Raw genomic sequence first — 13,796 nt, 5'->3', positions numbered from 1 at the left:
ACATCAGAACCTTCAAAGCGGGAGAAGACTTGCTTTAAGAACGGACCGGGTTCAGAGTAGTCCGGACAGAAGGGACATCGGTTCTGCTTAACGGAATACCACTCAAATTGAAAGGGATTTCCTGCCACGAAGAGAGCGTTGTCAACGGCATGGCCGTAACCGACAAAGAAATCCGCGAGAATTTTGAGCTGGCACGGGAACTGGGTTGTAATTTCATGCGCCTGGCTCATTATTCCCATCCCGATAAGCCCGTTATTATAACCGAAACGGGAGGCGGAGCCAAAGCGGGACAGCACGGCAGTAAATCAGACATGTTTACGGAAGAACATCAGGAGGCTCTTTATAAAGAACAGGTCCGCTGTATCGGAAAAGTCGCTTATATCGCCGGATTGTCTCCCTGGATTCTATATGATTTCAGAACCCCTGTGAGAACGAACCGGTTTCAGAAAGGGTATAACCGCAAAGGGCTCCTGTCGGAAGACAAGAAATACAGAAAAAAAGCATTTTATGTTCTCCAGGATTTTTATAAGCATTGGAAGGTATGAGCACATTGTATTCATGAACTGAAAGAGGTGTAAAAAGGAATAATTTAAAGGTTGACGTTTATCCGGATGAATAAGTATTATTTTTAAAAGGGATCAGGTGGTTTTATTTTTCAGAAAATAAAATTGATCGGGCGTTAGCAGCGAGTATTTCGCGGGACCCATAGAAAATTATTTCAATGGAGTCTTGTTATGCATAATACACATTCAGCTGCCAAATCTAAAGAACGTTTAATCCAGGCAAACAAAACAACCGCGGTCGGAGCGATAATCAATATCTTCTTAAGTATGATTAAAATCGTTGCCGGCATTCTCGGACACAGCCAGGCTATGATAGCCGATGGTATTCACTCTCTCTCAGATCTTGGTACAGATATAGTCGTCATTGTCGGGATGTTTATAGCATCCCGGCCCAAAGATGAGTCCCACAATTACGGACATGGTAAATATGAAACACTTTCCGCTTTGATTATTGCGATTCTGCTTTCAATTGTCGGTCTGGGAATCGGATATTCCGGTGTTACCAGCGCAATGGGTATTTTTCAGGGGCGTCTGATCATAAAACCTCATATTGTTACGCTCCTATCAGCTCTCATTTCCATAATCGTAAAAGAAAGCCTTTTCCGCTATACAATAAAAAAAGGCAAAAAGATAAACAGCTCGGCGGTTATTGCCAATGCCTATCACCACAGATCCGATGCGTTTTCTTCACTGGGAGCGGCTGCAGGAATCAGCGGAGCCATACTCATGGGTGATAAATGGGTCATTCTGGACCCGGTCGCCTGTGTGATCGTAAGCTTCTTTATCATTAAAGAAGCGCTGCATATTGGAAAAAACAGCATTAATGAGCTTCTGGAAGTCTCTTTGCCTGTGGAAATCCAAAATGAGATACTGAATATCGCCGCCTCTGTTCCGGAAGTACAGCAGCCGCATAATCTGAAGACACGGCGCATCGGCAATATATCGGCTGTGGATATGCACATTCTTCTGGATTCAGAAATCTCCATCGAGCATGGGCATTCCATCGCACATAAAGTGGAAGAGGCGATTAAAGAGGAACTGGGCGATGATATGATCTTTTCCATACACATCGAACCGAACCATTGAATCTAAAGGAATAATGCCAATAAAAATCAAATAGGGCTTTTGTATGGGCTCGCGATTTCTATTTTCCCAGCCGATCATGTTAGGCGGCAATTGGTACCGGTACCGGATCGGCTTTTGTGAGTTCCCTTATGGAAACTTTCGGAGGCAAGAAAAAATGGCATCCGGTCAATTGGTCAGAAGATTTACCGGCTGGATTTACTATCCCCCGAAATCCCGAGCCTCTGATTCCTCTTCCTGATTGACAGGAAACATAGATCCCGTTTTTCATAATAGCTTTGTTTCAAGTGCGATATCCCTAGCGGCTGAATTTTATATTGCTCGGATAGATACAGCCAGTTCAAATGTAATTTTTATAGACCGGAGACTTGGAAAAGCCTCCGGACGATGATCAGTTTTCGAGATGATATTCTGTTGTCATCCATTCAAATTGATAGCCCAGACTTCTGGCTATCGTTTCAGAGCCGGTATTATCGCTTGATGTTCGATAGAAGGGAAGACAGTCATTTTTCAGGCATGCTTCTGTTGCCGCTGCAACGGCAGCTCTGCCCAGTCCTTTTTTTCTATGATCCGGCTGAATGAGGATACCCACATCCCCCATCTCTTTTCCCCATCTCCTGTAACCTCCGTAACCTATGGGCTTCCCCTTATACATGACTAAGCGGATTTCCTCATCGGGATCATCCAGATCAATAAGGGCGTCATCAATATCATCTTCCGTGCAGCCGTTTAGAAATTGCTGAAGAAGTGAATGATCGGCAGGATCGGCGGGAATTATTTCATACCCATCAGCAACCTGAGGTATAGTAATATCTGAACCGTGATAAAGAAAATGAGGGTAAGTCATTTCTTTCTTAATCCCGGGAAGATATTGAGGCAGAAGGGAATCGTTGAGATTTTTGTCTGCTACTGTTTTCAGACGTTCGATTATTTCGCGACCTGTCGTAATGAAGGTATGATCAAAAAAATCGGTAACGTAAAGAATTTTTTTCCCATCGAGCGATTCTCTGTGGTTGAAAGTTGTGCCTGTAGTGAAGAACCTATCTCTATCACAGCCGTAAAACTTTCCGCGATCTTCGAGAATTATGTCTTGAATTCTTGTTTTGGTCATATAAAAATCCTCAGTTAAGTTTTTCTGAGGATTCAGATCCCGATTCCATATCCGGAAGCCTTTCGGGAAATGAATCCTTCATGGCTATCCGCGACTATTTAAGGGCCACCCCTTTTCTTCAGCCTGATTGAATAGAGTTATTATTATTAAAAACCGAAATAACAATTATTGCAAGAAAAATGAATATTATGATTGACTATGACGCTACGTAATACTTTATCTTAAGTCTGAGGAGAAGAAAGAAGATGTATAAAGTTAAAGAGATGGCCGAAATGGCGGGGATTAGCGTACGGACTCTCCATCATTACGACCGGATCGGACTGCTTATTCCGAAGAAGGTGGGAGAAAACGGTTACAGGCTGTACAGTGAAGAAAACATCAGTCAGCTTCAGCAGATATTATTTCTGCGGGAATTGGATTTCTCTCTGGAAACCATTAAAGAGATGATGGCGGATCCCTCATTCGGAGGAGTGGACGCACTCGGCAGGCAAAGGGAGCTTCTCCTTAAGAAAAGAAACCGTCTCGATAGGATCATTACTGCTCTGGATGAGACGATAACTGCCAGACAGGAAGGTAAAGTTATGGAAAAGAAAAAAATGTTCGATGCCTTCGACATGAAGGAAATTGAAGAGCATCAGGAAAAATACGCTGCGGAAGTGAAAGAGAGATGGGGCAATACCGATGCCTACAGGGAAAGCAGCAGAAGGACTAAAAAATACGGGGAAAAAGAGTGGGCGGCCATAAAAGCCGAATCGGAAGATATCTACAAGACTCTCGTTTCCCTGATGGATTCTGATCCCGACGATAAAGCTGTTCAGGATCAGATTGAACGGTGGAAGCAGCACATGACGAAATGGTTCTACCAGGTAAATAATGAAATGCTGGCAGGCCTGGGCGAAATGTATGTCGATGATCCTCGATTTACGAAGAATATCGATAAATACGGAGAAGGGCTTGCAGTCTTTATTCGCGATGCTATCCGGGTTTATTGTTCTAAGTGAAATAAAAAATCTGTTTCAGGTTAATCTGAAACAGTTTTTTATTTCAATTAATAATTTCGTAACTTAATACATCTATCTCCGCAGGTTTTCCAGGTTTTTGCGGCGATAATTGTTTATAAACTATTTTTACTTTTTGTAACTGATGATGTGAGCCAAGCTCATCAGCTTTTTCTCCAATTAAAAAAAAAGAAATCCCTTCTTGTGTTTTTAAAGTAACGTGAATATTGGGAGAACTACCTGTTATTCTTATTATTCCTGTTAGACTTAGTGCCTCATTTTCAATGGGATCATCTTTAGATCCCATAGCGGTTAAGGAAGTAAATACTGAAAAGAATACAAATAAATTTATTATAATTCTATAATATTGTTTCATCATGAATCCATTAAAACTGTTGTGACTGTTACACCTCTCGGTACGATAAGGTTCCATGATTGTTCACCAGTCAGGTTGGAACCAGCTTTGTATAGAATATTAGTACCAGGACCCATTTCTTGCATAACCCAATTGCTATCATAAAAGAATATTTGGGGATCATAATTGTTTAAATCTATTGAACCAAGATTATAGGTTATACCATTTAAGTCGCTGGTAAAGTAAGCTCCTGTATTATATCCGGGAGTATAAGTTGTATCGCTCGTATGAATAGCGGCTTCTCCCCAGGCAACAAGCAGATCTTTGAAATCCAAATTAGTTGAATTTATTGTATTAACAGCATTCACTAATGCATTTTCATCTGTAAAGGAGCTTTGTACAATTTGTTGAAATAAAGCTGCTCCTCCATAATTTCTTGCAAGGAATGCACCAAAAGCATAGGCTGAAGAGTAATCTCTCAAAACTAGATCACTGTCATTGTAGTCCCATATCATAAAAGAATTTTCATTCCAGTAATTAAAAAGAGGGAGTCTTCCTTCGTCTATGGGATAATTTCCAGCATCGCCTGCATTAATAAGACCTCTGGGTCCGGTTACATTTAACTTATTGGAAAGAAAATCTTCTGTTACTAAGGAACACATCTCATTTATCCAAGTATCAGTACTGGATGAGATTCCATTGAGGATTTGTTTTTGGTAAAAATGAATCATATGTTGAAATTCATGAGCCAAGGTACTTATTACAGTAGAAGGCCATGAATCAGCAACTTCCCAGGGACCGAGATCATCAGCATGAGCAAACATGGAGGAATCAATATAAAACATAATTCTTTCATTAGATCCCGGATCTGAAATTGCATTATATTTGAAGTTGTCTTTACTCCAGAAGTAACCGACTGTTCCTCCATTTGTAATAGCATCTGCATCATCATTGTCTATATCATATAAAAGAATTGTAATGTTGTCAGCAGCAGCAAGAGGCAGAAGGTATGGATAAGGCTGGTCACCCCATGGCTCACCATATATTCCGGTAACCCAGTCATATATATCGTTACCGGGACCGGCAATTAAAAAAGAGCTGGCTAGAGCTGTTATCATTTCTGAAGTAATCAAATCGTTCTTTGATCCTCCAGTTACCCAACTTTCATCAGCTACCCAAATGGATAAAGTTATATCTTTTGTTCCATTATTCATGGTTTCATAATATCGGTTTGTTGATCGAACAGTTGTTGAACCTGTATTTGAAATATAAAAATCTTTTGAATCTACATTGGGATTATCGGGAAACTCTGTGTAAGAAAAAACAGGAGATGAAACTGTTCTCGAATTATCGTATTGGAAATTGATCGGTAAAGATTCATATTCCCTAATTTCTTCAATGATACCATATGAATGAGAAAATCTGTTTGAAGTATATGTTATTTCCTCTTTATCCTGTGCCAGATTAGAATCAAGGTTTCTTGTGTTATTATTCACTTCCGGTGCAACTTTTGTTGTACTCGAAGAACTATTTGTAAAAATAAAATAGACATCTTGTGGTGTAGAACCTAAGGATTCTGTTTCAGTAATAATTGAAAATTCAGACTCACTATCATTTGATGAAGGCTGTGTACAGGAAATAATGACAATCAAAATTCCCAACAGCTGTATTAATTTCTTAATTTTCATGAAAACCTCTTTATTTGGTTTTGTTAAAATAATGTTTGCAGATATAAACGTTTTATATTTTCACTTATAATATAAATAGACAAGGAAAATTTTGGTAATATTGTTAAAAACAACTAAATCTTAAATAACCGTTAATAAATAAATTTTTCCTGTGAAATTTCTTCAGAAATTGTTTATTTTTATTATGTGCGCAATATGGCGCCGCAAATCTCATTGAATAAAAGGAAAATCAATGGCAAAAGTAAGTCCCAGGAGAATCGGATTTTTAGTAGTTTTCGCTATTATTGCCGGTGTGGTACTCTTTTTCTCGCAGTCTCTCGTCGAGACAGTGGAAGGTGGAGAGATTCACGTCAAACAGGCATTCATTACCGGTACTCTTACAATCAGGACAGAAGAGGGATTGTATCCCCAGATGTTCGGAAAAATCACAAAGTATTACAGAACCCATGAAACTTATTTATCGAACGATCCGCTCGACGGCGGAATGGGTAGCGATACGCAGGCTACTACAGTTAGATTCGGAGATGGTGGTACGGCGGAAATCGGTTCCGTAACGCAGTGGAGAATGCCTCTGATCGATGAGGATATTATCAAAATCCACAGAAACTTCCGATCGTTTCAGTCCATGGCAGCCCAGGTCAGACAATGGGTAATCGAAGTCGAAAAACAGACGGCTTCCACATTTAAAGCGGATGAGACTTATTCGACAAGAAGAGGGGAATTCGCACAGCTCATTTCAGATCAGATAGCACATGGTTTATATGCCACGACAACTGTGGAAGTGCAGACTCCTACAAATGAAGTAGATGAAGAGGGCAATCCTGTTATGGCGACTTCTACTAAAGTTGTTATCAAAACAGATGAAGCGGGAAATCCCATCGTGACCAAACCGGGTATCTTCAAGGAATACAATCTGGAGCTGGTTAATAATACTCTGAAAGATATCGATTACGATGAAACTATCGACGCGCTCATCGCTCAGAAGAAAAAAGCCGAACAGGAAAAAGCTGTAGCTATAACCAACGCTGAAAAGGCCCGTCAGGATGCCATAACAGCGGAAGAAGAAGGTAAAGCCAGGGAAGCCAGAGCGAAAGCCGATGAAAACGTAGCGAAAATTACAGCTGTTACACAGGCTCAGAAGGAAAAAGAAGTTGCCGAGCTTAACGCCCAGAAGCAGCTTGAAGTCGCCAGGCTGAACAGACAGTCAGCCGAGGAGGAAGCGGAAGCCAGACTCGTTCGAGAACGAGCGGAAGCTGAATCTAACAGATTGAAAGTCGCCGCCGGTCTGACTCCTCAGCAGAAAGCAGAATTTGATCTCAAGATTGCCGACGTCGTTTCTAAAAACATGGCGAGCGTCGATCTTCCCGAAATGATGATTTTCGGAGGAGGCGAAGGCTCTCCCATGAATCCCTGGGACGCTGTCGGACTCGAATCCTTTATGAATATTCAGAAAGAGATTCAGAACCAGACTCAGAATCAGTAAATCAATACTGTCTGAAATATTTTGAGAGACTGCCTCCTGCCGGCAGTCTCTCTTTTTTAGTTTGAAAAATAGAGAATCCTCACTATATTAGATAAAACAAATGAAATTTCAGGGTTTCCAATATGAATAAAAACAGGCTTCAATATGAAACAAGTCCCTATCTTCTTCAGCATTCCACTAATCCTGTAGACTGGTATCCCTGGGGAGAAGAGGCACTAAAGAAAGCAGAAAAGGAAAACAAGCTTCTTATCATCAGTATCGGGTATGCCGCATGCCACTGGTGCCATGTCATGGAAAGAGAATGTTTTGAAAATGAAGAAGCGGCACGGTTTATGAACGAAAACTTCGTTTCAATCAAAGTAGACAGGGAAGAAAGACCCGATATTGATCAGATATACATGGAAGCGGTTCAGATTCTCACAGGTTCGGGAGGCTGGCCGCTCAATGTCATTGCTCTTCCTGACGGGAGACCGATCTTCGGTGGAACCTATTTTCCTGTTCAAAACTGGTTGAAGCTGCTGGATCAGATCCTTGAATATGCAGAAGAGAAAGGTGATAAGCTTCTGGAACAGTCAGTTTCATTAACCGAAGCTCTTAATCAATCACTTTTAGATCCGGAAGCAGATAGGAATGAATCATTTGATGCGGATTTCTCATATCGTGTTTTCACCAAAATGCTTCATTTGCAGGATGCTGTAGAAGGCGGGCAGATGGGTGCGCCCAAATTTCCCATGCCGGCGGCTCTGCAATTTCTTTTACGATACAGTTATTCTTCCGGTAACGTTGAAGGCGGTGATCAGGTATTCCTGACTTTGGACAGAATGGCTGATGGTGGAATCTATGATCAGATTGGTGGTGGATTTGCCCGTTATTCCGTAGACCGGAAATGGAAAGTCCCCCATTTTGAAAAAATGCTCTATGACAACGGTCAGCTGATGAGCCTGTACAGCGATGCTTTCAAAAGAACGGGAAAGGATAAGTACAGACAGGTCGTTTTTGAAACGGCTGCTTTCATCGAAAGGGAAATGACATCTCCCGAAGGCGCTTTCTACTCTTCCATTGATGCGGACAGTGACGGCGTGGAAGGTCTGTATTATATCTGGACTGAAAATGAACTTGATCAGATTCTGGGTGACAGAAGCGATGCTGTAAAAAAATACTATTCCGTAACATCAACAGGAAACTGGGAAAAGGGCAAAAATATCCTTCATATTCGAAGAGATGTTGAAGTCCCTGACGACCTGATAGAGGTAAAGAAAAAATTGCTCGGGGAGAGGGAAAAAAGGAATAAACCTTCTTTGGACAATAAAATACTGACGTCTTGGAACGGGCTGATGATCAAAGGGTACGCCGATGCTTATAAAGCTTTTCACCGTAAGGCTTTTCTGGATCGAGCTGTCAGGGCCGGTCAGTATATAATTGATAAACTCTTTGTTGATGGGCGGCTCTATCGAACCCTGAGGAACGGAAAGCCCTATATTGATGGTTTTCTCGATGATTATGCCTTTACCGTACAGGCATTCATCGCCCTTTACGAAATCACATTCGATTCTCCATGGCTGGAAATTGCAGGCCAATTAACCCGGTATGTGCTTTCGCACTTTCACGACTCCCGGTCTCCTCTTTTATTCTATAAATCTGATGTGGATTCACCATTAATAGCCAGGAAGAAGGAAATCATCGACAATGTTATTCCTTCATCCAACTCTCAGACAGCTGAGAATTTATTCCGCATGGGAATGATGCTCCATAATGATCAGTATGTAGATCGGGCTGAATCTATGGTCAGGGCCGTTAGAGCTCATTGTGAAAAAGGGTCCATACATTTTGCTCATTGGAACTCTCTTATCAATACCATTACAGAAAAACCCTATGTAGCCACTTTCAGCGGAAAGCAGAAAGAGACGCTGAGAAGAGAAATAGAACAAAATTACATACCCGACCTGATGTTTTTCTCTTCTGGAGAAGAAAATGATTCTGAAAAACCCGGAACAGTTATGATCTGCCGGGATAATTACTGTCTGAAACCCGTCAATTCATCGACGGAAGCACTTGCACAACTGGGAATCAGCGCCCCTTTTCAATTTTAACAGCGCAGATTTTATAGTCGGGTATTTTTGCCGAAGCATCCCGTATATCTCTGGTCAGTTCATTGACTGCAGCTTCGGCGAAATGAATGGGGATAAACAAAACGCCTGTTGGTGACCGATCACTGATACGGATGTCCAGCTCGATGGAACCCCTCCGGGACGAAACACGAACTGTGCTGTCGCTGTCCAGATTTTCTTTCCGGGCGTCATCAGGGTGGATTTCAACAAAGGGGCGGGGGGATATATCGTTCAGAACCGACCTCCTTGTCATAGTCCCGCCATGCCAGTGGTATAAAACTCTGCCTGTCGAAAGGATATAGGGAAAATCGTCGTCAGGCTGTTCAGAAAGATTCGTCAGTTTCAGCTCATGAAACTTTCCCTTTCCCCTCGGAAAAGAATCGCTGAAAAGATATGGCGATCCCCGGTGAGATTTGTCGGGGCAGGGCCAGTGTATTCCATCTTCTCTTTCAATCCGTTCGTGGCTGATTCCGCCGAATGCCGGAACCAGCTCTGCCATCTCATCCCAGATTTCATCAGCTCTTGAAAAATTGAATTCAGAGGAGAAATCCTGTCCGATTCTCCTTCCAACCCTTTTAGCCAGCTCACTGATGATCTGCCAGTCCTCCCGGGCTTCTCCAGGAGGATCCAAAGCCTTTCGAACCAGTTGGACTCTTCTGTCGCTATTGGTAAAAGTGCCGTTCTTTTCGGAGAAAGCCGCCGCCGGTAGGATGACATCGGCATACTGACCCGTTTCGTTCAGGAATATATCAATGACAATCATATTCTTCAGTTTGGAAAGATGTTCCCTCGCTTTGTTCAGATCCGGTTCACTCATGAGGGGGTTTTCCCCCATAATAATGAAATCGCTGATGATACCCTCTCCGATGGCATCGGACATTTCCAGCGTTGTCAGACCGGGTTTTCTGTTGAGGTCCGTACCCCAGGCTTTTTCAAACTTCAAAGCGGATTCTTCATCGGCTACGTTCTGGTAACCGGGATAGATATTGGGGAGTCCTCCCGAATCGGAACAGCCCTGAACATTGTTCTGTCCTCTCAGAGGGTTGACCCCTGTTCCCGGTTTTCCCAGATGGCCGCACATTAATGCCAGATTGGCAATGGATAAGGTGTTGTCAGTTCCATGAACGCTCTGGCTGATCCCCATGCCCCAGTAAAACGCGGCTTTTTCCGCTTCCCCATAGAGTCTGGCTGCCTGTTCGATTTTATCCGCTGTAACTCCGGTAATCTTTTCCGCCCATTGCGGTGTACAAGCATCGAGGGAAGCGGAGTATTGTTCAAAACCTTCCGTTCTTCTGTCAATAAAATCCCTGCTGTACAGTTTATCTCTTACTATCACATGAGCCATAGCCTGGTAGACAGCCACATCGGTTCCGGGTTTGTGCTGAATATGGAGGATGGCAAAATTGGCCATTTCAATTTTACGGGGGTCGATAACAATCAAACGGGCGTTATTTTTTACGACCGCCTCTTTGAGATAGGTACTAATGACAGGATGAGTTTCCGTTGTATTGGATCCGGTAACGATAAAAAGATCCAGATCCTTCATCTCCGCAATGGAGTTGGACATCGCTGCCGAGCCGAGCGCTTTCTGAAGCCCCGCTACAGAAGCCGCATGACATAAACGGGCACAATGGTCGATGTTATTGGTTTTCAGAACAGAGCGTACGAATTTCTGAAACAGATAATTATCTTCGTTTGTCGCCTTGGCGCAGCAGAACGTGCCGAAAGCGGAGCTGCCGGATTGCAGGAACGTCCGGCTTATCCGGTCTGCAGCCATATCGAGAGCTTCATCCCATGAAGCTTCTCTGAAGCCTTCCATACCGCAGGGTTCTCTTTTTTCTTTATCCAGATCCTTACGGATGAGGGGCTTTGTCAACCTTGTGGGATGATGAGTGTAATCTGTTCCGAACCGGCCTTTCACGCAGAGTCTGCCGAAATTGGGAGCTTTGCCTTCAGAAGCTTTAGCGCTGATGATTCTTCCCTCTTTTATATTCAAATCAATCTGGCATCCCACTCCGCAATAGGGGCAGGTCGTGCTTACCGTTCGGTCAAATTTCATTTTCAAATTCCTTTCTGGGTTTCAAGGCTCCGGTTGGACAGACTTCTATACAGTTTCCACAGAAAACACAGCTGGTTTCGGGAAGGGGGCGATTGTAAAAGGTGGCTATTCGGCTGTCAAAACCCCGACCGGCGACAGTCAGGGCATATGAGAGCTGGACTTCTTCGGAACAGACTTGTACGCATTTCCCGCAGAGTATGCATTTCCCGTAGTCGCGGATATAAAATGGATTGTCTATCAGAGGCTCCTGGATATTGGGAACCTTCGGCTTAAATCGTTCAGTTTGAGCTTGAAGGGTGTCAATCTGTTTTTTAAGATCAGGTGCTTCAGATAAGTCAGCCGAAGCGGATAACATCTCGAGTATTGTCCTGCGGGCTCTCATCACTCTGGGTGATGACGTCTCAACGACCATGCCGTCTTTCACTTCCGTAATGCAGGAAGGGAGAAGGACCCGGGCGCCCTTTACTTCAACGACGCATTGCCGGCAAAGACCGGGAGGTGTAAGACTTTCGTGGTAACAGATCGTAGGAATGTCGATTCCCTGTGAGCGTGCAGCTTCCAGAATCGTCAGACCTTCTTCGCATTGAATCCTTTTTCCGTCAATGGTCAGTGAAATCTGATTCATGATTGCCTCTCCTTGCCGAATAGTTCCGGTTTTAATGCAATGGCGCTTAAGACGGCGGTAGAGGCGGTCTGGCCCAGTCCGCATAATGAGGCATCTTTCATTGTCATACCTATATCTTCCAGTTTTTCCAGATCGCCTTTTTCCGGACCATTTTTGTGTATTCTGCTGATTATTTCCTTTTGAATTCCTGTTCCCAACCTGCAGGGATAACATTTTCCACAACTCTCATGATTAAAGAACGAAGTGATATCTTCGAGCAATGAAAGGATGGACCGGCTGTCATCGAAAACCATTATGACCCCAGACCCCATGGATAACCCCGCTTTTTTAAGGCTCTGGTTATCAAGGGGAATATCGTAGTGTTCAGGAGGAACGAAGCTTCCGGAAGCTCCACCCAAAATTATCTGTCCCGGATCTCTGTCTTTTATAATCCCGCCTCCCCACTTGTAAATGACATCGCTCAGAGGAGTTCCGAAGGGAAGTTCATATAATCCCGGACGTTTGACATCTCCCGATAAACAGAAAAGCCTGGTTCCGGATGGAGAGGGGAGTTCGTCCGGTGCATAGTCGCTCCGGGCGAGTATATGGGAGATGTAGCTGAAAGTCTCAACGTTATTTATATCTGTCGGTTTGCCGAAAAGGCCGGAATTTACAGGATAAGGCGGTTTATTGCGGGGGAACCCTCTCTTACCTTCGATTGATTCGAAGAGAGCCGTTTCCTCTCCGCATATATAAGCACCGGCTCCGGAGCGGATTTCCACGTGAAAGCTCAAGTCCGACCCAAGTATTGAGTTCCCGAGAAGACTGTTCTTTTCCGCATCTCTTATCGCTTCAGCGAATCGCTTCTGCTCCGCTTCATACTCACCCCGGATATATATGAACCCTTTATTCGAACCGATGGCATAAGCTGTGATTATCATACCTTCAAGGATGCTGAAGGGGTCTCTCTGAAGAAGTACTCTGTCTTTAAAAGTCCCCGGCTCCGACTCGTCGGCATTACAGATGATATAGACATCAGTTTTTCCGTCTCTTGCCGAACTCTCTTCTTTCAAGCCAGTGGGAAAGGCTGCACCGCCCCGTCCGAGAAGCCCGCTGTTTTTGACCAGATCAACGACTTTATTGCGTTCCATGGAAAGGGCGTTTTTCAAACCGGAGAAACCGCCGCTTTTTCTGTAGGATTCAAGGGATATTCCATTATCATGCTCAAATCTTCCGGTAAGGACAGGGTGGCTGCTCCGGCTGTTGTTGACAGGAGGCGCCCCCCGGCCGGCGATCAGGTCATCGATTTTATCGGCACTGACACGGCAGATCTGTTTTCCGTCAACCAGAGCCGAGGGAGGATTCGTACATAGACCCAGGCAATGAACAGCCTCTACGTATATCCTTTTCTTCTCATCGGTTTTCCTTAGAGCCTCTATTATTTTATGTGATCCCCTGCTGGAGCAGACAGGGCTGACGCACACTTGTATATGAGGTTTCTGGACCGGCTCGGTATGAAGAAGCGAATAGAAATCTATGACTCCGTATATGTGTACCGGCGGAACTTTCAAACGATCGGAAATGAGCAGTGAAGCTTCCTCGGGAATATAGCTGTAAAGTTCCTGGGCTTTCAGTAGAGCCGGGAGAAGACTGGTGCGGCTTTTATCTTCAAGCTCATCAAGATAGGTTTTCAAAGGCAGCAGGGAAATAGAATTCATTAGTTGACCCCTCTTATAAAGATTGA

General features: G+C 43.6%; 10 protein-coding genes and 1 pseudogene. 5 read left to right on the top strand and 6 right to left on the bottom strand.

What is annotated here, in order from left to right; translation table 11 throughout:
• Positions 1-77 precede the first annotated feature (77 nt).
• Together HNR50_RS02975 and HNR50_RS02970 are read left to right on the top strand one after the other, a co-directional pair.
• Positions 78-545, top strand: a pseudogene (locus HNR50_RS02975) (glycoside hydrolase family 2 TIM barrel-domain containing protein); the annotation flags it as partial.
• 189 nt (positions 546-734) lie between these two features.
• On the top strand, positions 735-1,649 hold the full coding sequence (locus HNR50_RS02970; RefSeq protein ID WP_184743491.1) for a cation diffusion facilitator family transporter: 915 nt from the start codon (positions 735-737) through the stop codon (positions 1,647-1,649).
• 388 nt (positions 1,650-2,037) lie between these two features.
• Here the strand turns inward: HNR50_RS02970 and HNR50_RS02965 are convergent, their stop codons facing one another.
• A complete protein-coding gene (locus HNR50_RS02965) occupies positions 2,038-2,757 on the bottom strand; it encodes a GNAT family N-acetyltransferase (RefSeq protein ID WP_184743488.1) in 720 nt (239 codons plus the stop codon).
• Between the two features lie 245 nt (positions 2,758-3,002).
• Here HNR50_RS02965 and HNR50_RS02960 point away from each other — a divergent pair, with 245 nt between their 5' ends.
• Complete coding sequence (locus tag HNR50_RS02960) at positions 3,003-3,758, top strand: MerR family transcriptional regulator (protein WP_184743485.1); 756 nt, start codon at positions 3,003-3,005, stop codon at positions 3,756-3,758.
• A gap of 43 nt (positions 3,759-3,801) precedes the next feature.
• On the opposite strand, the gene HNR50_RS02955 is transcribed toward HNR50_RS02960, so the two are convergent.
• Both HNR50_RS02955 and HNR50_RS02950 read right to left on the bottom strand, forming a co-directional pair.
• The gene (locus tag HNR50_RS02955) at positions 3,802-4,134 is read right to left on the bottom strand and encodes a hypothetical protein (RefSeq protein ID WP_184743482.1); all 333 of its coding nucleotides are present in this window, start codon (positions 4,132-4,134) and stop codon (positions 3,802-3,804) included.
• Entirely contained in the window at positions 4,131-5,798 is a 1,668-nt protein-coding gene (locus HNR50_RS02950; RefSeq protein WP_184743479.1) for a M30 family zinc metallopeptidase, read from the bottom strand. The genes HNR50_RS02955 and HNR50_RS02950 overlap by 4 nt, the downstream gene beginning before the upstream one ends.
• Before the next feature lie 232 nt (positions 5,799-6,030).
• Here HNR50_RS02950 and HNR50_RS02945 point away from each other — a divergent pair, with 232 nt between their 5' ends.
• Together HNR50_RS02945 and HNR50_RS02940 are read left to right on the top strand one after the other, a co-directional pair.
• Positions 6,031-7,281, top strand: a complete 1,251-nt coding sequence (locus tag HNR50_RS02945; protein ID WP_184743476.1) for an SPFH domain-containing protein — start codon at positions 6,031-6,033, stop codon at positions 7,279-7,281.
• A gap of 122 nt (positions 7,282-7,403) precedes the next feature.
• The gene (locus tag HNR50_RS02940) at positions 7,404-9,371 is read left to right on the top strand and encodes a thioredoxin domain-containing protein (RefSeq protein ID WP_184743473.1); all 1,968 of its coding nucleotides are present in this window, start codon (positions 7,404-7,406) and stop codon (positions 9,369-9,371) included.
• Here the strand turns inward: HNR50_RS02940 and fdhF are convergent.
• The 3 genes from fdhF to HNR50_RS02925 are packed head-to-tail and all read right to left on the bottom strand — an operon-like array spanning position 9,349 to position 13,770.
• Positions 9,349-11,448 (bottom strand): formate dehydrogenase subunit alpha, encoded by a 2,100-nt coding sequence (gene fdhF / locus HNR50_RS02935; protein ID WP_184743471.1) that lies wholly within the window; start codon positions 11,446-11,448, stop codon positions 9,349-9,351. The two genes, HNR50_RS02940 and fdhF, sit on opposite strands and share 23 nt — an antisense overlap.
• A complete protein-coding gene (locus tag HNR50_RS02930; protein WP_184743468.1) occupies positions 11,438-12,073 on the bottom strand; it encodes a 2Fe-2S iron-sulfur cluster-binding protein in 636 nt (211 codons plus the stop codon). The genes fdhF and HNR50_RS02930 overlap by 11 nt, the downstream gene beginning before the upstream one ends.
• Entirely contained in the window at positions 12,070-13,770 is a 1,701-nt protein-coding gene (locus HNR50_RS02925) for an NAD(P)H-dependent oxidoreductase subunit E (RefSeq protein ID WP_184743466.1), read from the bottom strand. Before HNR50_RS02925 ends, HNR50_RS02930 begins: the two co-directional genes overlap by 4 nt.
• Positions 13,771-13,796 lie beyond the last annotated feature (26 nt).

Source organism: Spirochaeta isovalerica, assembly GCF_014207565.1.
Taxonomy (GTDB): Bacteria; Spirochaetota; Spirochaetia; order DSM-2461; family DSM-2461; genus Spirochaeta_F; species Spirochaeta_F isovalerica.
Note: the sequence above shows the minus strand (reverse complement) of the source record. Positions and strands in the feature narration are given on the sequence as shown.